Origin of the sequence: Bacillus sp. FSL M8-0049, assembly GCF_038593355.1 — a bacterium.
In the GTDB taxonomy this organism is placed as follows: Bacteria; Bacillota; Bacilli; order Bacillales; family Bacillaceae; genus Bacillus; species Bacillus safensis.
On sequence record NZ_CP151986.1, the window covers coordinates 2,798,159 to 2,821,912 of the forward strand.

The window sequence follows — 23,754 nt, forward strand, 5'->3', positions numbered from 1 at the left end:
AAAACCCTCCTTTTATCATATCTACTTTGTACATGAAATGATATAATGAGAGGAATTACAATTATTTACGAGGAGAGCATTTAAATGGAAATGTTCAAGGATTTTCTGCTCCATGTATCTTTTATTCTATTTCCAATCTTTTTATATCATGCGCTATGGCTAAGCCGGACCCCTGCTCATTTCCCAAAAACGAATAAACTGCTCATCACAGTATTCGCATCCATCTCTTCAGCACTATGTATTATGTATCCAGTTGGTTCGATTTTAGATTTGCAGACTGGGCTTCAATCCATTCCCCTTGTGCTTGCTATTTTATACGGAGGATACATGGCGGGGATCGTTGCCATCTTAATAAGCATCATTGTCAAATTCGTGATGTACGGCTCTTTCTTATGGATTGGGCTCATCGTTGTCCCAATTTACTTTTTCATCCCATTCCTGTTCTACCGAAAATGGCATCAATATTCGAAGCCAAATAAGCTGTTTTACGGAGTGCTTATCGGTTTATCCAAAGGATTCTTTATTTACATTGGCCTGCTTGCCGTCAGCTTAATGGCATACAGCCCAGCTTTTATTATGCAGCAAAAGCTCCTTGAGTTATTTTTCTCAACTCTTTACTACATATTCTTTCTTGTGCTCAGTATCTATTCCATTGAATTCGTGAAAGAAAATGCGGAAATGAGATCACAGCTTGTCCAGTCAGAAAAACTGACCATTGTAAGTGAACTTGCTGCAAGCGTTGCCCATGAAGTACGCAATCCGCTGACAGTTGTGAGAGGCTTTATTCAATTGCTCTTTTCGAGTGATAATACAAAAGAACCACCTGCCAATAAAGATTATAAGAATCTCGTTCTGTCCGAGTTAGACCGTGCGCAGGACATTATCACGAGCTATCTTGACATTGCAAAACAAAACTATTATCAAATTGAATCTCTTAATCTCTCTAAATTACTTGAGGAATGTGCATCACTGATGACATCCTATGCGAATTTTAAATCGGTCACAATTCATCAATCCATTGAACCTGACTTATACATTCAAGGGGATGTAACGAAGATCAAGCAAGTCATGATTAATTTAATCAAAAATGCGATAGAAGCGGCTCCTGAACATGAAGGGAAAATAGAACTTTTTGCTTCAAAAGAAAATCATAAGATCTGCCTTTATTTCGTTGATAACGGTGTAGGTATGACAGAAAGCCAAATGAAAAAGCTTGGCGAACCCTATTACACCTTGAAAAATAAAGGGACTGGGCTTGGGCTGACAGTGACTTTTTCTATTATTGAAAATCACCATGGAACCATTCGTTTCAAAAGCTCGCTGCAATCTGGAACAACCGTCACCGTGAAATTTCCTGAAGATACAAGAAGAAAATGATTAATCCATTTTTTTTGTTCTTTTTTCATCTATGCGCTCCTGCTTCTTAGATGCACGAACGATGAGCCGAAAACAAATAAACGCAGCAATAAAGAAAATCACCGTGGTGATAGCCGCTGGGATGTACTCCCTTTTATCTTCAGGAAAATATAGTAGAAAAAGTACGATGAACGACATCATTCGCCATTCCCCCCTTTTGCTCGTTTACTTCACTATATTGGCTAAAAGAAATGAAATACCTTCCGATGAGAAGGAATTGGAGGAATTTCACATGACAGACATTCAAATTGGACAAGTTGTGAAAGGTTTTTATAAAACAGGTGTATACGTTGGGGAAGTGACAGCAGTGAAACCATCGACCTATCTCGTTCAAGTAAAAGCCGTTCTGACACATCCCACTCAAGGCGACCTGCATCATCCGAAAGAAGCAGACGTGCCTTTTTTCCAAGAGAGGCGGGCTTTGGCCTATAGAGAACAGACAAATATCCCTCATCATATGGTGAAGCCTTATGATGGCGATATACCTGATTATGAAGAGTCACTGAAAGAAGCTGTAGATAAATTGAAACAAGCACTCCGTGCGGATGATTCTAAATGGGCTGAAAAATCAAGAGCGTGCCTATCTTCTCTTGAAAAAGATTATTTTCCAGAAGACATCCGCTAATCAGCCGAATCAAAAAAATGTGAGAAATCGATCAGCTCACCAATTTTGGTTGTTTGCGGATTTTCCACATAGGCTCTGTCTTTTTCAAAAAGGGTGAACAGCTGATAAGTCGTCATGGCATCATCGAGTGCTTTATGATGCTTACCAGCTCCTTCACTGCCGTATTCCTTTGCCGCTTTTCGAAGCCCTGTCAGTGTGCGGTCACCAAAAAAGGTTTTATATTCAAAAGCCAGATCCCTCAGCTTCCCCTTAAAAGGAAAGGTAATATGATTGAGCATACAATTTTGCTTCAGTACCTTCATGTCCATGTTGCCCCACGTAATAATCTCACAATTCTCTCCCCCATCAAGTGACACGAGCTTCTCGATAAACGCCTCAAATGAAATCCCGCTCTCTACATCCTCCTGCGTAATTCCGAGGAAAGATTTACAGCGCTTCGTCAGCTTCGGGAACTTTTTCGGTTTGACGTAGCTAGAGAATGTGTCTATGATCGTTTCATCTGCTGCTTTCACTGCCCCAGCTTCAATAATTTCAGGAAAAAAGTTTTGTGGATGATATTTTCCATCAGGCATCGTAAATTCAAAATCGACCACAAGCACCGTCTTCTGTTCCACCAGTTTCACCTCACTTTTTCGTCAGCTTTTCATTCTCATACCATTATATTAAGACGGACCTTGAAATCACTTCATTTTCGTGAAAATAATGCAGATTCACTATGCCCAACCTATTCATCTGATGAAAGATCGTTTATTTTCCTTTATAATTATTAAGGAACACGAAATAAATAAAGAAGGTGGTCTCTATCACAAACAGGAAGAAAAACTTGTACATCATGTGGTTTGTGAACTTTTTTGTATCTGCGAGTATTACAATGATCGTCCCTTTTTTATCACTTTACATAGAATCTCTTGATAGCAGCTATTCAAATGAATTTGTTCAAAGATGGAGCGGATATGTCTTTGGGGTCACGTTTTTAACAGCCTTCCTGATTTCTCCGATTTGGGGGCGGATTGGCGACCGGCATGGCTATAAAAAGATATTATTAATTAACGGTATTGGCATCGCCACAAGTATTCTATTAATGGGGCTTGTGCACACCGTGTATCAGCTATTTGCACTAAGGCTCTTCATGGGGCTTGTCACAGGCTTTATCTCGACTTCAATGGCACTGATTTCTGCACAGACTGAAAAGGCAACTGCTGGTAAAACCCTTGGAACGATGCAGATGAGTAATGTCGCCGGAGGATTGTTTGGTCCGTTAATGGGCGGATTCATGGCAGACAGCGTCGGATTTATTTATACGTTTTTCCTCACAGCGGCTGTCATTTATGTGTCAGCTATTGTGATTGTCTTCGGAGTAAAGGAACAGCCGATCCGGTCAAAAGAAGCAAAGCGAGTTTCTTACTCACGGAAGGATGTACTCATTCACATTTTCAAACAGCCTTTGCTTGTGGTCACGATGCTTTTAACGTTTATTACGCAGGTAGGGAACTTTAGCATACAGCCGCTTTTGGCTTTATACATTCATGATTTACATGGTCCTGTCAATCTCGCTTTTTATGCGGGGCTTGCTTTTTCTGCAACTGGACTTGGCAATTTGCTGTTCACGCGAAAATGGGGGGATCTCGGAGATCGAATTGGTCACGACAAGGTGCTGCTTGCCCTTCTCATCCTCTCCTCTATTTTATTCATCCCGCAAGCGATGGCGGATTCATACGTCATGTTAGTCATTTTCCGTTTCCTATACGGGATGGCACTTGGCGGAATTATTCCGTGTACGACGGCGTATATCCGGATCAAAGCACCTGCTTCTATGCAAGGGGAAGTGCTCGGATACAATGTCAGCTTCCGTTTTCTTGGGAATGTCGTCGGTCCGGTGATCGGCGGCATTGTGGCGAGTCATTACGGGATTCCAGCTGTCTTTTATGTCACTGCCGGCATTTTTCTGTTTGGTGCGTTATTTTTATGGGCGGTCCGCTCGCATGCGAAGACGAATGAAAGGAGTGTCTGATCATCTTCAGATACTCTTTTTTCTTGCGTAAAAGCCTTATTCACTAGACTTCACGCCCATTCTTTTCTAAAAATAACCTTCTCGTATTCGCAAAAGAATGGTACGATATGGCTAGAAAATTGAAGAAAGTGAGTGACCTCATGTTTCGTGCAATTATTGGTTGGTTATTACTTGCTGCCCTCATCCCATTATTTGTTCTGACTTTTTATCTATCAAAGGAAGAAGCTGCAAGTGTAAAGCCTGTTAACGAAGTGCTTGATCAAAAAATCAAGCTGGAAAAGATAGATTTTTCCCAAAACAGTTATATGTATGACCGGGATGGTTCTCTTATCTCCGAGATCGTCTCAAATGATGAGAACCGGGTGTTCGTGAAATACGATAAAATCCCTGAACCTGTGAAGGAGCTGTTCCTTCGTTCAGAGGACCGCAACTTTTATGACCATAAGGGAATTGACTTTATGGGGGTTGTTCGTGCCCTTGCTGCAAATGTCAAAAACCATGGCATCAGCCAAGGAGCGAGTACGATCACACAGCAGCTGTCCCGCAACTTATATTTAAGCCATGAACGTTCATTCAGCCGAAAGTTTACAGAGCTGCTCTATTCCTATGAACTTGAGCGGAAATTCTCGAAGGATGAAATTCTCGAAAGCTATTTAAATACGATTTATTTCAGTAATGGTGTTTACGGTGTCGGTTCTGCGGCTAATTACTATTTTGATAAGCCGCTTAGTTCTTTAACACTTGCACAAATGGCATTTATCTCTGCTATTCCAAACAACCCAACACTGTATGACCCATTAAAGCAGTTCAAGCACACAAAGAAACGCCAAGAACGACTGCTTGGTATTTTGAAGAAAGATGGCGTCATCACCAAAAAGCAATACAAAAAAGCCGTCAAAGAAAAAATCAGCCTTTCTTTAAGTGAAAAGAAAAACCTATACCCTGACTATGTGACATATGCCAATGAAGAGTTTACCGATCTTGTGTCTGATCAGGAGGGCTTTACAAAACGATTGAAGAAAGCCAAAACAACTGAAGCGAAAAAGGCGATTCAAAAAGAATTATCCGAAAAGGTCAGTGCCCTGCTCCAGGATGGTGTGAAAATTTATACGGCGCTTGATCCTTCCTTACAGCAAAGAGCCGTCTATCAGCTCAATGCTCAATTGCCTTACCAAGGTGTGGAAGGCGGATCAGCCGTCATTAATCATGAAACGCATCAAATTGTTGCACTTGCTGGCGGGAAAAACTATAAGAAATTTGATTTTAACTACGCTTATCAAGCGCAAAGACAGCCTGGTTCTGCAATTAAACCGCTTTTAGACTATGCACCTTATATTGATCAAACCGGCGCAACGGCTTCAAGCACCATCAGTGCCGGCAAGTTTTGCAGCAGCGGATACTGTCCGCAGAACTATAATCATAAAACGTATGGTACAGTCACACTTGAAACAGCCTTTAAACATTCTTACAATACCCCTGCGATCCGAATGCTGGATACAGTAGGTGTCAAAAAAGGCTTCAGCTATTTAGAGAAGTTCTCATTTGAGCATATTGTAGCGGATGATTACCGCCTTCCTTCTGCACTTGGCGGATTTACGAAAGGCTTCTCACCGCTAGAAATAACAGATGCATATACCGTCTTTGGCAACCAAGGAGCCTACACACAAAGTCATTCGATCACAAAAGTGACAGACTTAAACGGTAAGACCCTTTACAAGTGGAAAGAGTCGCCAAAGCAAGTATATTCTCAGCGTACAAATGAAACGATGCGTAAGCTGCTTACCTCCGTTGTGAAAAGTGGGACAGGGAAAAAAGCGAATTTCAATGCCCCTTACATCGGTGGTAAAACAGGGACATCCAATGACTACAAAGATATTTGGTTTGTGGGACTGACAGATCAGTACACAATGGGTGTCTGGGTCGGAAGAGATAGAGGAACGGTCGAATCGATTTACAATTCAAGCCCGCACTTACGTATTTGGAAAAATACGATGCAATACGCCAGATAAACAGGAGGTTTGATTGCGATGCATTCAACACATCCACCCCATTTAATTTTATTTGACGGTGTCTGCAACGTGTGCAGCGGCGCTGTTCAGTTTGTGATTAAGCGCGATCCGAATGAACGGATGATGTTCGCTTCATTACAATCAGATACAGGGCAGCGTATTTTAAAGGAAAACGGTTTGCCTTTAGATGAGTTCAATTCATTCATTTATATCGAAAAAGGGACCCTTTATACGAAATCGACAGGCATCTTAAAAGCCGCGCGGCATTTAAAAGGAATCTACAGATGGAGCTTTTTACTCCTTGCCATACCTCGCCCAATCCGTGATTGGTTTTATCAGCTGATGGCAAAAAATCGCTATAAATGGTTTGGTCAAAAAACATCTTGTATGATGCCTACACCCGATATTCAAAAGCGGTTTCTTTCATAAAAAAAGCATCCTCCATCGTTGGAGGATGCTTTCTTTGTCTGCTTATGAAGGCAGACTTGCCATCACACTGTTATAAAGCTTAATAAATAAGTACAAAATACCGATCAAAAACGTCGCCCAAAACAGCAGAATAAACATCATAAATCCAATCAAATTCAGCATAGAAAGCGATTGATAAATGCGAACCACAACCCAGATAAAATAGACAAGACTTGCTAATGCAAAAAGTCCAACAAGCAGAATGAGCTGCTGCGTCAACAGAAATGCTAGCAAGCTGGCAAATAAATAAACAACGGATGCAATCCGAATTTTCTTTAAGTTCTCCCCTTCAGGGTCCTTAGCGAAAAAGAGCAGCGCCAGCTCTAATACCGTATCTGCAATCAGTTTTAAGGCAGATAAGATCATAAAATAAACAAGTGCAAAAGCAGCAAAGAGAGCAAGACGAATGCCCTGTTCAGAGAAAAATTCAAGCATTCCTTTTAAAATGCCTGCTTGAGTCAAGAAATCAGTCGTGATACCTACTGTGAAAATCGAAAAAGCAGAGCTGAATAGTAAAATTGAAATCAGCGGAAAATATCCAGTCAAATATGTATTTTTCATAAATAGATCCTTTCTCATAAGCTCACATTTATTATGGCTCACTTAAAACGGATTGACAAGATGCTTTCAAAGTAAACTGACAGCAAAATCAAATTTATGATTTTGCACGTACATTCCTTCACAAACTTACATTTTCCCGTTAAAGTATTACTGTTACGAAAAAAATCGTGCGTTAGGGGTATACTCGTGAAAAAAACTTTAAGACTGCAAACACGGCTGACGATCTTTGTGTGCATCGTTGTCCTGATCTCCCTTTGTATCACATTCTTTACGATATGGTCGGAAACAGCCAAGAACATCCATCAGCAGGAACGTGACATTGCTCTCTCTACTGCCAAAATGGTCGCAGAGGCACCGATCACCGCACAATCATTAGAAAATCATTCATATTCCGCATTACGAAAATATACAACAAGTGTTCAGCAAATCACCAAAACCGAATTCGTTGTCGTCATGGATATGAACGGTATCCGCAAAACACACCCGAATCCGCAGAAGATTGGAAAGCGGTTTGCCGGCGGTGATGAAAAAGCAGCATTACAGGGAAAAGAACATATTAGTACGGCTTCTGGAACACTCGGCAGATCCATGCGTGCTTTTGTTCCTGTTTATGATCAAAATGGAAAGCAGCTTGGGGCTGTGGCCGTCGGGATTACGTTAAAGGAAATTGACTTGATTATTCATCAAAGCTTACTTCCACTCTACTTCGTCACATCACTCAGCCTTCTATCTGGCATCATTGGAGCACTCATTGTGGCAAGAAAAGTGAAGAAGATTATGTTTGGACTTGAGCCAGATGAGATCGCCACATTGTTAAAAGAACGAAGCGCCATGCTAGAATCAACAAAAGAAGGGATTCTTGCCGTCGATCAGCACGGTAAAATCAAACTGGCCAATGCAGAGGCAAAACGGCTCTTTCATAATATGGGCATTATGGTTGATCCTAGAGAACAAGATGTTCAAACTCTCCTCCCTTCAAGCGGCTTAAAACAGGTCATTGAAACACGCAAGCCGCTGCTTGATCGTGACGTGAGAATGAATGGACTGGAGCTCGTCTTTAATGAAGTGCCAATTACGGTAAAAGGTGAAATTGTCGGAGCCATCGCCACCTTCCGTGACAAAACAGAAGTGAAACATCTGGCTGAACAGCTTAGCGGGGTCAAAATGTATGCGAATGCGCTCCGTGCCCAGTCACATGAATTTATGAACAAGCTGCATGTCATTTTAGGATTGGTTCAGCTCAAAAACTACGATGATCTTGGCACCTATATCAAAGATATTGCGATCTATCAGCAAACGGAAACAAATGAAATCATCAACCATGTGAAAAACTCTGTTTTAGCAGGATTTTTACTAGGAAAACAAAGCTATATCAGGGAACAAGGCGCTGCCTTGGAGGTTATTTGCAGCACACAAGTGCCAAATACGGAGGACCCGGCAGTGACGCATGATCTCATTACCGTGATTGGCAACTTATTAAATAACGCACTCGATGCTGTTTCACATACTGACACGAAAAACATCTCGATCTCCTTCAGATACGTCCATGAGCAGCTTCACATTGAAATCACGGACACAGGTGTTGGTCTCACGAAAGAAGAACAAGACATCATGTTTGATCAAGGCTTTTCAACTAAAGGAGAAGACCGAGGGTTCGGACTCTACTTCGTTGACCAAAGCATCAAGAAATTGAACGGACATATGATTGTCACGAGTGAAAAAGGAGAAGGAACGACCTTTAGTCTCCGCATTCCATATAAACAAAAGGAGGATTCACATGATTAATGTGTTAATAGTAGAAGATGATCCAATGGTTGGGGAGCTGAACAAACGCTACCTGACCCAAATCGACGGTTTTGAGTTAAAGGGGATTGCCACCTCCTTTCAGCAGGCACTTGAAGTGTTAAAAACAGAAGTCATACACCTCGTCCTGCTCGATATTTATATGCCTGGTCAAAATGGACTGGCATTACTAACAGAAATTCGCCAGCAAAATCATGCCGTTGATGTCATTGTCATTTCGGCTGCAAATGAAGTCGATGTTGTACAGCAAACGATGCGAAACGGAGCAGTTGATTATTTAATTAAGCCTTTTGAGTTCGAACGATTCCAATCAGCACTGGCAGAGTACAAACGGAAACACGCCCTGTATCAATCCATGAACAGCATTTCGCAAAATGATTTAGATGCGAAGCTTTTTCATAAAAAAGCAGAGGCGGAAAAAGTCCTCTTGCCAAAAGGACTGACCAAAAGCACACTTAAACTCATCTGGACAAGCATTCAATCATTTGGCCAGCAGGCTTTCACAACTGAAGACCTAGCCAATCATACAGAAATCTCTCAAGTCTCCATTAGAAAATACTTGAAGTTCCTTGAGGATATCGAAGTGGTGGATGTTGAAATGGCATATGGGACAATTGGACGTCCTGTTTTCCAATATAAACTGAACACGAGCAATATGAATTTGATTCAGCAATATCTTTAAAATACTACATCTGACCTTTCACAAAGGCCAGATGTTTTTTTATGGCATACGATGTAACAAACCCCTTGATATCAGTAGTTCTGCTGTAGCGGAGCACATCACAAAAGCGGCATTATATCATATTTCAGCAGATAAAAAGACATCAAATAAAGCCATTTAACATTTTTTTAAAAATAAAACAAATTTCTATTTATTTATTCGATCGGAAATGATAAATTATGATTGATTAGTTCAACGAGATATAAGTCTGATGTCTTACATCTTCTCTCCTGCCCTCCATAAGTTTCATGAGAAAGCAGGATAAAATACCCTCTTCAGAAGGGTGAGAAGAGATAGAACGGTCTTTTTTCGCGAGACTTTTCTGAAACTTTTAAATTTTATAGGGGGTTATGTTTTGAAGAAGCGCAAAATTGGACTAGCATTGTCCTTAGTCGTAGCAGCAGGAACCATCCTTGGAGCATGCGGCAACTCTGGCTCAAACAGCGGTGAAAGCAAAAAAGATAAAGATCAATTCACTGTTGCAATGGTAACTGATGTCGGTGGTGTCGATGACAAATCGTTTAACCAATCAGCTTGGGAAGGTTTACAAGCATTTGGGAAAGACAACAATCTAAAAAAAGGTAAAAACGGCTTTGATTATCTACTGTCCAAAACCGATGCGGATTATCCAACAAATTTAAATACACTTGTTAGGCAAAAATTTAACCTCATTTATGGTATCGGTTATAAAATGGAGAGCGCCATTTCAAAAATAGCCGATCAACGTAACAAAAACCACTTTGCTATCGTTGATGCAGTCGTGAAAAAAGACAATGTAGCAAGCATTATGTTTAACGAAAACGAAGGATCATTCCTTGTGGGTGTTGCGGCTGCTCTTACAACAAAATCGAACAAAATTGGTTTTGTTGGCGGAGTTGATTCTGAATTAGTCAGAAAATTCGAAGTTGGTTTCCGCGCAGGCGTTGAAGCAACTAATCCGAAAGCAAAAGTTGAAGTCAAATATGCTGGAGCATTCGATAAGGCTGACATCGGAAAAGCAACAGCTGAAAGTATGTACAAATCCGGCGTCGACATCATCTATCATGCTGCTGGGGGCACTGGAAATGGCGTCTTCACAGAAGCAACTAATTTAAAAAAGGCAGATCCAAATCGAAATGTCTGGGTCATCGGTGTTGATAAAGATCAGTATGACGAAGGAAAAGTATCTGGAACAAAACAAAGTGTCACCCTTACCTCTATGATTAAGAAAGTTGACACAGCAGTACAAGACTTAACAACGAAAGCAAAAGAAGGTAAATTCCCTGGCGGTGAAGTGATCACATACGGTCTGAAAGAAGGCGGCGTTGACATCTCTCCATCTCAGGACAACCTTAATAAAGATGTATTAAAGAAAGTTGAAGAATGGAAACAAAAAATCATCAAGGGTGAAGTGAAAATCCCTGCAACACGTGATGAACTAAAAGATTTTAAAGCTTAATTTGAGCAGCGGGATAAGCGCGCCTTATCCCCTTGCCTCTCCTTTACCTCCTCTTTATTCGTAAAAGGTGGTAAAAGAAAAGCTGCAGCCTCGTTTTGCAGCTTTTCTTTTGCTAGTTTTTATCTTCATCAGCACCCTAAAAAAGGAGCGGTTAAACCTGTGGATTATGTCATTGAAATGTTGAATATACGCAAAGAATTCCCTGGCATTGTAGCAAACGACAACATTACGCTGCAGCTAAAAAAGGGCGAAATTCATGCGCTGCTTGGTGAAAACGGCGCTGGAAAATCAACGCTCATGAACGTGCTTTTCGGACTGTACCAGCCTGAAAAAGGTGAAATCAAGGTACACGGAAAACCTGTGACCATCTCTAGTCCAAATGATGCTAGTGATTTAGGCATCGGAATGGTGCATCAGCACTTTATGCTTGTCGATACCTTCACTGTCGCTGAAAACATCATTTTAGGTAAAGAGCCCAAGAAGTTTGGAAAGATTGACAAAGAACAAGCCATACAGCAAGTACAAGAGCTTTCTGACCGCTATGGTTTGAAAATAGATCCTGCCGCAAAAGTATCTGACATCTCTGTCGGCATGCAGCAGCGTGCAGAAATCTTAAAAACACTTTACCGCGGCGCTGACATTTTGATCTTCGACGAACCAACGGCCGTTTTAACACCTCAAGAAATCAAAGAACTCATACAAATTATGAAAAACTTAATCAATGAAGGCAAATCCATTATTTTAATCACCCATAAGCTGAAAGAAATTATGGATGCCTGTCATCGCGTGACCATTATCCGAAAAGGCCAAGGCATTCGTACACTTGATGTGGCAAGTACAAATAAAGACGAACTTGCAAGCCTCATGGTTGGCCGTGAAGTGTCATTTAAAACAGATAAAAAAGCGGCTTCTCCTGCTGAGGAGGTACTTCAAATTCAAGACCTCACAGTAAAAGACGCCAGAGGAATTGAAGCGGTCAAACAGTTGAACCTCTCAGTGAAGGCTGGCGAAATTGTCGGAATTGCTGGGGTAGATGGCAATGGCCAGTCTGAATTAATTGAAGCCATTACCGGTCTAAAGAAATCAGAATCTGGCACGATCATGCTAAACGGGAAAGCCATTCAAAATCTCCCGCCTCGTAAAGTGACCGAATCCGGGATTGGACATATTCCTCAGGATCGTCATAAACATGGACTTGTACTCGATTTTTCAATTGGAGAAAACATTTCCTTACAAACGTATTATCAGCGTCCGTATTCAAAATTCGGCTTATTGAATATGAAAAATATTTATCAAAAAGCAAAACGAATCATTGCGGAATATGACGTCAGAACACCGAGTGAATATACAGAAGCGCGCGCTCTGTCAGGCGGTAACCAGCAAAAAGCCATTATCGGCCGTGAAGTTGACCGCAATCCTGATTTATTAATTGCCGCTCAGCCGACACGTGGACTTGATGTTGGTGCGATTGAATTTGTTCATAAACGTCTAATCGAGCAAAGAGACGCAGGCAAAGCCGTTTTGCTCATCTCCTTTGAGCTTGATGAAATTATCAATGTCAGTGATAAAATCGCTGTTATTTTCGAAGGCAGCATTGTGGCCATTGTTGATCCAAAAGAAACAACAGAGCAAGAGCTTGGTCTATTAATGGCTGGAAGTACGCAACAGGAAGTGGGGAAAGAAGCAAATGTCTAATCGCTTAACAAATCTGCTGATTCCGCTTATAGCCATTGTACTTGGTCTTTTGGTTGGGGCCATTATTATGCTGGCAAGCGGTTATAGTGTCATCGAAGGCTATAGCGCCCTTTGGAATGGCGTTTTCGGTGAAACTTATTATATGGGAGAAACCATCAGGCAAGTGACACCTTATATATTATCAGGTCTTGCTGTTGCCTTTGCATTTCGGACAGGCCTGTTTAATATCGGTGTAGAAGGTCAAATGCTTGTTGGCTGGGTAGCTGCTGTATGGATTGGAACAACTGTCCATGCACCTCTATATATTCATCTGCCGCTTGCACTCATCACCGCAGCTGCTGCTGGTGCATTATGGGGCTTTATTCCTGGTTTTTTAAAAGCTCGTTTTTATGTTCATGAAGTAATTGTCACCATTATGATGAACTATATTGCCCTTCATGTGACAAATTTTATTATTACAAATGTTCTTACAGATCATAAAGATAAAACAGATAATATCAAATCCACAGCCTCTTTGCACTCTGACTTCTTTGAAAAAATAACGGATTTTTCAAGCATGCATAACGGCATTATTGTAGCCATTATATCTGCCGTTATTATGTGGATCATTATTCAAAAAACTTCTAAAGGTTTTGAATTGCGAGCTGTTGGTATGAATCAACACGCCTCCCATTATGCAGGAATGAATGTGAGAAAAAATATTATATATTCAATGCTAATTTCTGGTGCTTTTGCAGGTTTAGCAGGGGCAATGGAGGGATTAGGAACCTTCGAATATGCTTCAATAAAAGATGCCTTCACAGGCGTAGGTTTTGATGGAATTGCCGTCGCTTTATTAGGTGGAAATACGGCTGTTGGTGTTGTCCTTGCTGCATTATTGCTTGGTGGATTGAAGGTCGGTGCATTAAATATGCCGCTTGAATCAGGCGTACCGACTGAGGTTGTTGATATTGTCATTGCGATCATCATTCTTTTCGTCGCCTCAAGCTATATTATCCGTCTTGTGATTCAACAAATGAAGAAAAAGGGGGGAAAATAAGTGGGATTTCTGCAAATACTTGAAATCATCGTCCCAGCTACACTTGTTTATGCTGCACCACTTATTTTAACCGCTCTTGGAGGCGTCTTTTCAGAAAGATCAGGTGTTGTCAATATCGGTCTTGAAGGGTTGATGGTCGTCGGAGCATTTTCCAGTATTATCTTTAACTTATTTTTTGCTGATACGTTTGGAGCCTTGACCCCGTGGCTTGGGCTTCTCGTCGGAATGGCCGTTGGCGGTTTGTTCTCACTGATTCATGCAGTGGCGACCATTACCTTCCGAGCTGATCAAACGGTCAGTGGTGTGGCGATTAACATGCTGGCACTTGGCGCAACATTGTTTGTCGTCAAACTGATTTATGGGAAAGCACAAACTGATAAAATTACAGAGCCTTTCTATAAAGGAGATATCCCCCTTTTAAGTGACATTCCGATCATTGGTGATATTTTCTTTAAAGATGTTTATTATACGTCTATACTCGCCTTAGCTCTTGCGGTTGTTGCTTGGTTTGTTTTATTTAAAATGCCGTTTGGTCTTCGTCTTCGTGCAGTCGGAGAGCACCCAATGGCAGCTGATACAATGGGTATCAAAGTGTATCGGATGCGTTATATCGCTGTTTTCATTAGTGGACTGTTTGGCGGTCTTGGCGGAGCTGTTTATGCCTCAACGATCGCGCTTGATTTCTCACATGCCACCATTACTGGACAAGGCTTCATCGCACTAGCTGCGCTTGTATTCGGTAAATGGCATCCATTTGGCGCAATGGGCGCCGCTTTATTCTTTGGATTTGCTCAAAGTTTAAGCATCATTGGCTCTCTCCTGCCGCTGTTCCAAGATATACCGAATGTGTATATGCTCATAGCACCATATGTGCTCACCATTTTAGCACTTACTGGCTTCATCGGACGTGCCGATGCACCGAAAGCACTTGGTACGCCTTATCTAAAAGGAAAACGATAAATACGATGTATGATCAATCCCCTGAAGGACAAACTACCTTCAGGGGATTTTTGTATGATAAAAAACTCAAAAACCCCTGTTTATTTTACTTTTATTACACTTATTTTAGTTTAATAAATAGAAGAGTGTCATTGAATCTTCTACAATTGAGACAAATAGCATTTGGGGGTGTTTATGTGGCTAATGCACAACAATTGAAATCGATTACAGACGATTCTGACAATAATAAAAGCGTTTTCCGTAAGATCATGTCTTGGAAAATTGGTGTTATTGATCTACCTGTGTATTTAGTACTTGCAGCGATTATTTTAACTGCCGCTTATTTTAATAAAATTCCAGCAAATATGCTTGGTGGTTTCGCTGTTATTATGATTTTGGGGATTTTCCTTGGAGATGTAGGACAACGTATTCCAATCTTAAAAGATATTGGTGGACCGGCGATTCTTTCTTTATTCGTACCATCGTTCCTGGTCTTTTTTAATGTTCTGAATCCGAACTCATTGGAAGCGGTTACGTCTCTTATGAAAACGTCGAACTTCCTTTACTTCTATATTTCTGCTCTTGTAGTAGGTAGTATTCTTGGGATGCAGCGAACTGTTTTAGTACAAGGCCTTATTCGTATGTTTGTTCCTCTAGTTGCAGGTACAATTGCAGCTGTGAGTGCTGGTATCCTTGTTGGCCTTTTAGTTGGTTACACACCGCATCATTCATTCTTCTTTATTATTGTACCGATTATTGCCGGTGGTGTTGGTGAAGGGATTTTGCCATTATCTATCGCTTATTCACAAATTCTTGATGTGTCAGCAGAGTCATTAATTTCTCAATTAATTCCTGCAGCTGTCATTGGGAACGTCATTGCCATTATCTGTGCTGGCGCAATGAAGAAGCTTGGTGAGAAACGTCCTGAACTAAACGGAAATGGCCGTCTTGTGAAATCAAAAGAAGCAAACGAAATATTTGAACAGCCAGATCTGGATGCAAAAGTTGATTTCGGGTTAATGGGTGCTGGTGTACTCGTTGCTTGTACAACCTTCATCTTTGGTGGTTTGTTAGAAAGCTTTGTTCATATTCCAGGTCCAATCTTGATGATTGTTCTTGCCGCTTTAATCAAATACTTAAACGTGATGCCTCAGCATCTTCAAAATGGCTCACAGCAGTTCTACAAGTTTGTATCAAGAAGCTTTACATGGCCGCTAATGGTTGGTCTTGGTATTCTGTACATTCCACTTGATGATGTAGCAACTGTCATCTCCATTCCATTCGTATGCGTATGTATCGCTGTTGTACTCGCAATGGTTGGTTCTGGTTACTTCGTTGGAAAACTAATGAACATGTATCCAGTAGAATCAGCTATTGTCACTGGCTGTCACAGCGGACTTGGCGGTACTGGTGACGTTGCCATTCTTTCAGCTTCTGGAAGAATGGGTCTTATGCCTTTCGCACAAGTATCTACACGACTTGGCGGAGCAGCAACAGTCATCTGTGCAACGATCTTACTCAGAATGTTTAGTTAAACATTCACACATAAAAAGCATGGGCTCTCACATGGACCCATGCTTTTTTTATATTTCTTTTATCCTATAGGATCTTATTCATCAGCTAATACAATTCGTAAATATTCCCTGGGCTGAAAAGGATACAGCTTGGTTTCTTGATAGCTCATGTGAAGAAGATGCTCAGAAAACAGCGGCCATTCACTCCCGGCCTGCCACCTTTTTTGATCATTTCGGTCGATCAAGAATGCTCCTCCTAAAATCGTGCAGAATAGGCTTAAGCTGATGGCGATCTTTCGTTTCATTTGATCAGCTCCTTTAAGAAAAGCATGTACGAAAAACAAAACAATATACAATGAGTATCATTTTTGATAAAATTATTTTGTGGTCAAAAGAACCTAAAACAAATACAGTTTGCTTGAAATCGTTTCAAACCAATGCACTATGGCTGTATTTACGCTATAATTTTAATTACCAGTTCTTTAGAACGTGAATTTATATTGATCAAAGGAGGTTCATTTTCTTGCAGCTTATTCACTTCGCCATCCTATCACCTTTTTTACTCGCTTTTGTTGTACCTTTCCTTTACAAATATGTGAGACGTATACATACAGGATGGTTTGTTCTCATCTTGCCGATTCTTTTATTTACCTATTTCATCCAAATGTTACACATCACTTCGAATGGACGAACGCTTTTCTCACAGGCTGAATGGATTCCATCTTTAGGGATGAATTTCACTGTGTATGTCGATGGTCTCAGCCTGTTATTTGCTTTATTAATTACAGGTATCGGCTCACTAGTGGTGCTGTACAGTATTTTCTACTTATCAAAGGAAAAAGAACAGCTTGGCTCTTTCTACACGTATTTGCTCATGTTTATGACCGCGATGCTGGGTGTCGTTCTTTCTGACAACATGGTCGTTCTATACTTGTTTTGGGAGTTAACGAGTATCTCTTCCTTCCTCTTAATTGGGTATTGGTATAAGCGGGACCGCTCTAGGTATGGAGCAACAAAATCACTGCTTATTACTGTTTTTGGCGGATTAGCTATGCTTGGCGGCTTCATCCTCATTTACCTGATTACTGATTCATTCAGTATTCGTGAAGCAGTGAATCAGCTTCAGCTCATTATGGCATCACCTTACTTTATCCCTGCCATGATCCTAATCTTACTAGGTGCCTTTACGAAATCAGCGCAGTTCCCATTCTATATCTGGCTGCCTGATGCAATGGAAGCACCGACCCCTGTGAGCAGTTATCTGCATTCTGCTACGATGGTGAAAGCCGGTATTTATCTTGTTGCCCGCTTCAGTCCAATCTTTGCTATATCAGAGGTATGGTTCTGGACCATTTCCATCGTGGGACTTGTCACATTATTCTGGGGATCATTCCACGCCGTCCGGCAAAACGATTTGAAAGCCATTCTGGCCTATTCGACAGTGAGTCAGCTCGGCATGATTATGCTCATGCTTGGCGTCGGCGCAGCTGCGATTCATGAAAACAATCCTGCCTTTTTTGGCGCAGCCGTTCTTGCAGCTATTTTTCACCTCATTAACCATGCTACGTTTAAAGGCAGTCTCTTTATGGCAGCTGGTATTATCGATCATGAAACAGGAACTCGTGACATTCGGAAATTAGGCGGATTAATGACGATCATGCCGATTACCTTCACCATTACGTTAATCGGTACATTTTCAATGGCCGGATTACCGCCATTTAACGGTTTCTTAAGTAAAGAGCTATTTTTCACAAGTATGATACGGATTTCCGATATCAGCTTTACGGACGTTTCAACATGGGGTGCCATCTTCCCAGCACTCGCTTGGCTCGCTAGTGTCTTTACGTTCATTTATAGTATGATGCTCCTCTTTAAAACTTTTAGAGGCCGTCTGAATATAGACCAATTGGAGAAAAAACCGCATGAAGCACCGATCGGCATGCTCATTCCGCCCATCATTCTAGCTGCACTTGTGGTCACCTTCTTCTTTTTCCCTAATATTCTTGCCTATTCTGTCATTGAACCCGCAATTGCGGCGATCATTCCTGAAGCGATTGAAACAGGAAGCCGGTTTTCTGTAAAAATTGAAGCATGGCATGGCTTCCAGCCAGAACTCTATATGACAATAGGTGTTGTTGTACTCGGCACAATCGGCTACTTGACGCTTTCAAAATGGCGTCCTATATACAACATCTTTAAGGAAAAATGGTCATTTAACGCTTTATACGACCGCTCTCTTATCGGTTTGGAAAAAGGTTCATACCGCCTGACAAACAGTTATATGACTGGTTTTCTTCGTGACTATCTTGTCTATGTGTTTGGGTTCATGATTATCGTCATTGGCGGCGTGATGTTTTATCAGCAGGCCTTTTCATTTCAAACAGATCAGGCTGCCTCAATTGGCACGTATGAGGTGATTCTTTCACTTGTGATGGTGGCGGCGACGATTGCCACAGTATTCGCAAGCTCACGATTAACAGCTATTATTGCTCTAGGTGTCATGGGCTACACGCTGTCACTATTCTTCGTGATTTTCAGAGCACCTGACCTTGCGCTGACGCAGTTGATTATTGAAACGATTTCAGTCGCACTGTTTTTGCTTTGCTTCTATCATTTGCCGAAGCTGAGCTTAAAGCAAAAAACGAGAAGATTCAAAATGACCAATTTCATCATTTCTTTAGGTGTTGGGGTTGTTGTCACTTGTCTAGCCTTCGCTTCCACAAGTCAGCAGTCACTTGACACCATCTCAACTTACTTTATTGAAAACAGCTACAAACTTGCTGGCGGTGACAATATTGTCAATGTCATTCTTGTAGATTTCAGGGGCTTTGATACCCTTTTTGAAATTACCGTGCTCGCCATTGCGGCACTTGGTATTTATGGGTTATTAAAAACACAAGTAAAACGGAAGAGAGGTGTGCGGCGATGAGAAAGATTGATACGAATGATATGCTTTTGCAAGTCACAACAAAAATCACAGCATTCATCATCTTGCTTTTCTCCCTTCACCTATTTCTTGCAGGACATAACAATCCTGGCGGCGGATTCATTGGCGGCCTGATGAGTGCTGCGGCTGTCGTTCTTCTGCTTTTAGCCTATGATCTGAAAACAGTAAGACGCATTTTGCCATTTGACTTTATTTATGTAACTGGAGCCGGTTTGCTCGTTGCGATCCTGACAGGTATGGGATCCTTTCTATTCGGTGCACCTTTTCTATCCCATGCATTTGATTATTTTCAATTACCGTTTTTAGGAAAAACAGAACTAGCGACAGCCGTCCTGTTTGATATCGGTGTGTATCTGGTTGTTGTCGGTGTCACCATGACCATTATTCAAATGATTGGAGAGAAGGAATAATGGAATTTCTAATGTCTATTATCGTCGGAATTATTTTTATGGCGGCGACCTATTTGATGCTGTCAAAGAGCCTTCTGCGGGTCATCGTCGGTACTGCTGTTTTGAGTCACGGCGTCCACTTGCTTCTTTTAACAATGGGCGGTTTAAAAAAAGGAGCGCCTCCAGTTCTAAAAGAGGGGCTCACATCCTATGTAGATCCATTACCACAAGCATTAATTTTAACAGCCATTGTCATTGCTTTTGGTGTGACATCCTTATTACTTGTCATGGCCTTCCGTGCCTTCCAAGAGCTGCGAACAGATGACATGGATCAAATGAGAGGAAATGATCAGCATGAATAATCTCGTGATCCTGCCTATTTTAATTCCATTACTAGCTGCTACACTGTTGATCTTTATGAATAAAAACATCATGCTGTCAAGAGTCTTTAGTGTCTTGGCATCTCTTTCAGCCATTATATGTAATGCATATTTGGTTCAAACGATTTTCACAAATGGGATACAAACCCTTTATTTGGGCGGCTGGAAAGCGCCATTTGGGATTGCCCTTGTGGCCGATCAATTTGCTGCACTCCTTGTACTGACCGCTTCCGTTGTCGGGCTTGTGACAGTCTTCTTCTCCTTTCAAACGATTGGGAAAGAAAGAGAGCGTCTCTTCTATTATTCTGGCGTGCAGTTTTTGTTAGCTGGCGTGAGCGGAGCCTTTTTAACAGGAGATATTTTCAACCTGTTTGTATTCTTTGAATTACTGCTGATGGCGTCTTATATGCTCATTGTATTAGGCGGATCAAAGCCTCAGCTTCGTGAATCACTCAAATATATTGTGTTTAATATCATCTCGTCGGCATTATTTATTGTCGGAGTCGCCTGTTTATATGCAGTGACGGGTACGCTCAATATGGCTGATTTAAGTGTGAAAATAGCTGAATCAGGGCAAACAGGGCTAATCACTGTTATTTCCATCCTGTTCCTCATTGTATTCGGCTTAAAAGCTGGGATCTTCCCGCTTTATTTCTGGCTGCCAGGATCGTATCACGCGCCGCCAGCAGCGATATCAGCTCTATTTGGGGCTTTGCTGACAAAGGTTGGCTTATATGCGATAGCCAGAGTCTTTACATTAATTTTTATACACGATACAGGCTTCACCCATACACTCATGGCGTGGCTTGCCGCACTGACGGTGATATTCGGTGTGATAGGCTCGATCGCCTATTCTGATGTACAGAAGATCGTGATTTATAACATTGTCACAGCTGTTGGGGTCATTTTGTTTGGATTTGCAGCCAACACACCTGCATCACTCCAAGGTGCCATTTATTATCTCATTCACGACATGGTGATCAAAGGGGCTTTATTTATGCTGGCAGGTGCCCTCTTTGTGTATGCTGGTACAAATCAACTGAAAAAAATGGGCGGACTGATTCAATCCCAGCCTCTATTAGGATGGATGTTCTTCATATCGGCTTTATCGCTTGCAGGAATTCCGCCGCTGAGCGGCTTTGTTGGAAAACTAAAAATTGTGGAAGGTGGATTTTCTGCTGGACACATGACGTTTTCTATCCTGGTCTTACTGTCCAGTCTTCTTGTCCTCTACTCTATTATGAAGATTTTCATGTCCGCATTTTGGGGCGAGGAACAGGATATGCGAAGAAGAAAGCCGTCAATTAAAGGAATGGTGTACCCTGGCGTACTGCTTGTCGTCTTATCGCTTGCCATTGGGTTAGGGACAGAGTTCATTGCCCCTTATATCAATCAAGCAGCGGAAATGCTCTCTACACCAGAAAAATATATTCAAGCTGTGCTGAAGGAGTAGATGAACATGGCCTTTCAAATATTACTAAACGCACTCCTCGCCTTTACATGGATGTTTATGAATGATACATACAGAGCCGCAGACTTTGTATCAGGTTTTGCATTAGGGATGATCGCCATTTTTATGCTGCGTCGATTTTTCCCGCAGCGTTTTTACGGCTATGCCCTTTATGCGATTTTCAAGCTGATCATCATTTTTATTCGCGAGCTGCTTCTTGCCAATTTAAGTGTATTAAAGACCGTATTATCTCCAAAGCTCACGATTAAGCCCGGTATTTTCGCCTTTCGTACGGACTTGAAAACAGATTGGGAAATCACCATACTGGCAAATATGATTACATTGACACCAGGTACACTAGTGATTGATATTTCCGATGATCGGTCCATTTTATACATTCATGCAATGGATATTGAAGATGCTGAAAAAGCCATTCACGATATCCGGGTTTCATTTGAAAAAGCGATTCAGGAGGTGAGCGGTAAGTAATGGAACTCATTTTGCAAATGTCACTTGGCATTCTTGCGCTGTCTACTTTGCTTTTTGTGATACGAGTGATCAAAGGTCCCTCTATTCCTGATCGCGTGAGTGCACTTGATGCGATAGGAATCAATTTAATTGGGATGACAGCCATCGTTTCAATTTTACTGAAAACCACTGCTTTCTTTGAGATTATTTTACTGCTCGGCATCCTTGCCTTTATCGGTACTGTCGCTTTTTCCAAATTCCTTGAGAAAGGGGAAGTGATTGAAAATGATCGTCATCGCTAAAGCCATCGTGATTTTCTTTATCCTGCTAGGCGCTATCCTCTGTTTGATTTCAGCCATTGGTGTCCTTCGCCTGCCGGATGTTTACACACGTATGCATGCTGCATCAAAAGCATCGACCCTTGGCGTTGTTCTGATTTTAGTAGGTGTGTTTTTTCACGAATGGTTTCTTGCAGGCGTTATTTCTGCAAAAATCCTTCTCGGGATCGTATTCATCTTCCTGACAGCACCAGTCGGCGCGCACTTGATCGGAAGAGCCGCGTACAATACTGGTGTTAAGCTCGACAAGCGCAGTGTCCAAGATGATTATGGCGGTTTCCGTAACTTTGTGATTAAGCGAAAAGAAGATTCTTATTTATAAAAAGCAAAAAAGAATGGCCTGCCATGTTGGGCCATTCTTTTTTTATCGCGCAACAGCATACAAAAAAAGCTTCCGCTGCACCGGGAGCTTTTTTATATGCGATCAATGACAGCAAGTGTGCATCTTGACGTACAGATGTGCCGGTCTCGATCATCTTTTATATCGATTTGAAATACCATTGTACGCCGTCCTACATGTACTGGAACAGCTGTCGCTGTCACCACTCCACCGCGTACAGATTTTAAATGATTGGCATTGATTTCAATACCTGAGCAAACTTGCTGCGTTAAGTCCAAATGAGCAGCAGCCCCCATGCTCGCCACTGTTTCTGCTAGAGCAGCAGATGCTCCTCCGTGCAGCAGTCCAAATGGCTGTTTTGTTCTGTGATCGACTGGCATTGTTGCAACGCATCGTGATTTATTGCACTCTACAATCTCAATGCCTAGTGCCTCAAGCAGTGTATTTGATCCGCTCACATCCATTAAGGCCCTCTCCCTTCACACGTTTACAGCACACTTTCAGACTTGGCAATTAACACCGCTTCTGTACGAGATCCAACATTCAGTTTATTAAAGATGGATGTCAAACTGTACTCAATTGACCGTTTGCTCAAATGAAGCACATCGGCAATCTCCTGGTTCGTGTATCCTTTTTCCACTTCTCTAAGAATCAAACACTCCCGTTCGGTTAAGAGCTCGTGATCAGTCTGCTGCGCCTGTTCTGGCTTTTCTTGCTGCTGTGAAATTAATTTCTTTAAATAGGACAGCTGAATGACAACTTCCCCTTGCAATGTGCGGTGTATGTATTCAATAATTTTGTCTTTCGTCTCTGTTTTGCTAATTGCACCGTGTAATCCAGCCCGAATAGCCTCTTCAAAATAATCATCTACTTCATACCCTGTATAAATGATAATTTTCACTTGATGATTGGTTTCTAAAATTTGTTTCGCAATGTCCATTCCATTGATATCCCCGAGATTTAAATCCATTAAAATCACATCATAGATGGAAAAGTCATGCGTCTTTAAAAAGGCGGCTTCTGCATCAGGACTTAAACAATCGACTGATAGCTGCTGGTCTGATTCTAATATGCTTTTTGTCCCTTCCATGACAGCCGGATGATCATCAATGACCAATATCTTCTTCATGTCTTCCTCCCTTTAAATCACTCACTTCCATTTTATATAAAAGACTTGGCTGATGCCAAGTCTTAATCCTTAAT

25 protein-coding genes are annotated in these 23,754 nt (G+C 41.5%); 19 read left to right on the forward strand and 6 right to left on the reverse strand.

Annotated elements, in window-relative coordinates; all coding sequences use genetic code 11:
- The first annotated feature begins 84 nt into the window (after positions 1 to 84).
- A complete protein-coding gene (locus tag NSU13_RS14550; RefSeq protein WP_034282546.1) occupies positions 85 to 1,377 on the forward strand; it encodes a HAMP domain-containing sensor histidine kinase in 1,293 nt (430 codons plus the stop codon).
- Here the strand turns inward: NSU13_RS14550 and NSU13_RS14555 are convergent, their stop codons facing one another.
- Positions 1,378 to 1,557, reverse strand: coding sequence for a hypothetical protein (locus NSU13_RS14555; RefSeq protein WP_034282549.1), 180 nt, complete (start codon positions 1,555 to 1,557; stop codon positions 1,378 to 1,380).
- A gap of 91 nt (positions 1,558 to 1,648) precedes the next feature.
- On the opposite strand from NSU13_RS14555, the gene NSU13_RS14560 reads away from it, so the two are divergent.
- The gene (locus NSU13_RS14560; RefSeq protein WP_061110010.1) at positions 1,649 to 2,041 is read left to right on the forward strand and encodes a kinase-associated lipoprotein B; all 393 of its coding nucleotides are present in this window, start codon (positions 1,649 to 1,651) and stop codon (positions 2,039 to 2,041) included.
- Here NSU13_RS14560 and kapD read toward each other — a convergent pair.
- The gene (kapD, locus tag NSU13_RS14565; protein WP_061110011.1) at positions 2,038 to 2,655 is read right to left on the reverse strand and encodes a 3'-5' exonuclease KapD; all 618 of its coding nucleotides are present in this window, start codon (positions 2,653 to 2,655) and stop codon (positions 2,038 to 2,040) included. The two genes, NSU13_RS14560 and kapD, sit on opposite strands and share 4 nt — an antisense overlap.
- A 218-nt stretch (positions 2,656 to 2,873) precedes the next feature.
- Between kapD and NSU13_RS14570 the strand changes: the two genes are divergently transcribed.
- From NSU13_RS14570 to NSU13_RS14580, 3 genes are all read left to right on the forward strand, one after another.
- Positions 2,874 to 4,052 (forward strand): MFS transporter, encoded by a 1,179-nt coding sequence (locus NSU13_RS14570; RefSeq protein WP_251027195.1) that lies wholly within the window; start codon positions 2,874 to 2,876, stop codon positions 4,050 to 4,052.
- Positions 4,053 to 4,159: 107 nt separating this feature from the next.
- Entirely contained in the window at positions 4,160 to 6,061 is a 1,902-nt protein-coding gene (locus NSU13_RS14575) for a transglycosylase domain-containing protein (protein ID WP_046313357.1), read from the forward strand.
- A gap of 18 nt (positions 6,062 to 6,079) precedes the next feature.
- Entirely contained in the window at positions 6,080 to 6,490 is a 411-nt protein-coding gene (locus NSU13_RS14580; protein WP_024425932.1) for a thiol-disulfide oxidoreductase DCC family protein, read from the forward strand.
- 42 nt (positions 6,491 to 6,532) lie between these two features.
- Here NSU13_RS14580 and NSU13_RS14585 read toward each other — a convergent pair whose 3' ends face one another.
- On the reverse strand, positions 6,533 to 7,090 hold the full coding sequence (locus tag NSU13_RS14585) for a YufK family protein (RefSeq protein ID WP_024423305.1): 558 nt from the start codon (positions 7,088 to 7,090) through the stop codon (positions 6,533 to 6,535).
- Between the two features lie 186 nt (positions 7,091 to 7,276).
- On the opposite strand from NSU13_RS14585, the gene malK reads away from it, so the two are divergent.
- The 7 genes from malK to NSU13_RS14620 all read left to right on the forward strand — a co-directional run bounded on the left by malK (position 7,277) and on the right by NSU13_RS14620 (position 16,260).
- Positions 7,277 to 8,875: a malate sensor histidine kinase MalK gene (gene malK, locus NSU13_RS14590; RefSeq protein WP_024425933.1), complete on the forward strand. Its 1,599-nt coding sequence runs from the start codon at positions 7,277 to 7,279 to the stop codon at positions 8,873 to 8,875.
- The gene (locus NSU13_RS14595; RefSeq protein ID WP_024423307.1) at positions 8,868 to 9,575 is read left to right on the forward strand and encodes a response regulator; all 708 of its coding nucleotides are present in this window, start codon (positions 8,868 to 8,870) and stop codon (positions 9,573 to 9,575) included. Before malK ends, NSU13_RS14595 begins: the two co-directional genes overlap by 8 nt.
- A 394-nt stretch (positions 9,576 to 9,969) precedes the next feature.
- Positions 9,970 to 11,052: a BMP family protein gene (locus NSU13_RS14600; protein WP_342489587.1), complete on the forward strand. Its 1,083-nt coding sequence runs from the start codon at positions 9,970 to 9,972 to the stop codon at positions 11,050 to 11,052.
- A 159-nt stretch (positions 11,053 to 11,211) separates the two neighbouring features.
- On the forward strand, positions 11,212 to 12,747 hold the full coding sequence (locus tag NSU13_RS14605) for an ABC transporter ATP-binding protein (protein ID WP_024425936.1): 1,536 nt from the start codon (positions 11,212 to 11,214) through the stop codon (positions 12,745 to 12,747).
- Positions 12,740 to 13,786 carry an ABC transporter permease gene (locus NSU13_RS14610; protein WP_061110016.1) on the forward strand — a complete coding sequence of 349 codons (1,047 nt, stop codon included), beginning with the start codon at positions 12,740 to 12,742 and terminating at the stop codon, positions 13,784 to 13,786. Before NSU13_RS14605 ends, NSU13_RS14610 begins: the two co-directional genes overlap by 8 nt.
- Entirely contained in the window at positions 13,787 to 14,746 is a 960-nt protein-coding gene (locus tag NSU13_RS14615) for an ABC transporter permease (protein ID WP_024423311.1), read from the forward strand.
- Between the two features lie 176 nt (positions 14,747 to 14,922).
- The gene (locus NSU13_RS14620) at positions 14,923 to 16,260 is read left to right on the forward strand and encodes a 2-hydroxycarboxylate transporter family protein (RefSeq protein ID WP_046313348.1); all 1,338 of its coding nucleotides are present in this window, start codon (positions 14,923 to 14,925) and stop codon (positions 16,258 to 16,260) included.
- 74 nt (positions 16,261 to 16,334) lie between these two features.
- On the opposite strand, the gene NSU13_RS14625 is transcribed toward NSU13_RS14620, so the two are convergent.
- On the reverse strand, positions 16,335 to 16,544 hold the full coding sequence (locus tag NSU13_RS14625) for a hypothetical protein (protein ID WP_024423313.1): 210 nt from the start codon (positions 16,542 to 16,544) through the stop codon (positions 16,335 to 16,337).
- 218 nt (positions 16,545 to 16,762) lie between these two features.
- Here NSU13_RS14625 and NSU13_RS14630 point away from each other — a divergent pair, with 218 nt between their 5' ends.
- Genes NSU13_RS14630 through mnhG form a run of 7 tightly spaced genes read left to right on the forward strand, consistent with a single transcriptional unit; the run spans position 16,763 to position 22,533 of the window.
- Complete coding sequence (locus NSU13_RS14630) at positions 16,763 to 19,168, forward strand: Na+/H+ antiporter subunit A (RefSeq protein ID WP_034282561.1); 2,406 nt, start codon at positions 16,763 to 16,765, stop codon at positions 19,166 to 19,168.
- The gene (locus NSU13_RS14635) at positions 19,165 to 19,596 is read left to right on the forward strand and encodes a Na(+)/H(+) antiporter subunit B (protein WP_024423315.1); all 432 of its coding nucleotides are present in this window, start codon (positions 19,165 to 19,167) and stop codon (positions 19,594 to 19,596) included. The genes NSU13_RS14630 and NSU13_RS14635 overlap by 4 nt, the downstream gene beginning before the upstream one ends.
- Positions 19,596 to 19,937 (forward strand): Na(+)/H(+) antiporter subunit C, encoded by a 342-nt coding sequence (locus NSU13_RS14640; RefSeq protein ID WP_024423316.1) that lies wholly within the window; start codon positions 19,596 to 19,598, stop codon positions 19,935 to 19,937. The genes NSU13_RS14635 and NSU13_RS14640 overlap by 1 nt, the downstream gene beginning before the upstream one ends.
- A complete protein-coding gene (locus tag NSU13_RS14645; RefSeq protein WP_211043414.1) occupies positions 19,930 to 21,408 on the forward strand; it encodes a Na+/H+ antiporter subunit D in 1,479 nt (492 codons plus the stop codon). The genes NSU13_RS14640 and NSU13_RS14645 overlap by 8 nt, the downstream gene beginning before the upstream one ends.
- Positions 21,409 to 21,414: 6 nt before the next feature.
- On the forward strand, positions 21,415 to 21,894 hold the full coding sequence (locus tag NSU13_RS14650) for a Na+/H+ antiporter subunit E (protein ID WP_024425941.1): 480 nt from the start codon (positions 21,415 to 21,417) through the stop codon (positions 21,892 to 21,894).
- Positions 21,894 to 22,175, forward strand: a complete 282-nt coding sequence (locus tag NSU13_RS14655) for a Na(+)/H(+) antiporter subunit F1 (RefSeq protein ID WP_024425942.1) — start codon at positions 21,894 to 21,896, stop codon at positions 22,173 to 22,175. Before NSU13_RS14650 ends, NSU13_RS14655 begins: the two co-directional genes overlap by 1 nt.
- Entirely contained in the window at positions 22,159 to 22,533 is a 375-nt protein-coding gene (gene mnhG, locus NSU13_RS14660) for a monovalent cation/H(+) antiporter subunit G (protein ID WP_024423320.1), read from the forward strand. Before NSU13_RS14655 ends, mnhG begins: the two co-directional genes overlap by 17 nt.
- 92 nt (positions 22,534 to 22,625) lie before the next feature.
- On the opposite strand, the gene NSU13_RS14665 is transcribed toward mnhG, so the two are convergent.
- Entirely contained in the window at positions 22,626 to 23,015 is a 390-nt protein-coding gene (locus tag NSU13_RS14665) for a hotdog fold thioesterase (protein ID WP_034282564.1), read from the reverse strand.
- A 23-nt stretch (positions 23,016 to 23,038) separates the two neighbouring features.
- Positions 23,039 to 23,680, reverse strand: coding sequence for a response regulator transcription factor (locus NSU13_RS14670; protein WP_034282566.1), 642 nt, complete (start codon positions 23,678 to 23,680; stop codon positions 23,039 to 23,041).
- Positions 23,681 to 23,754 lie beyond the last annotated feature (74 nt).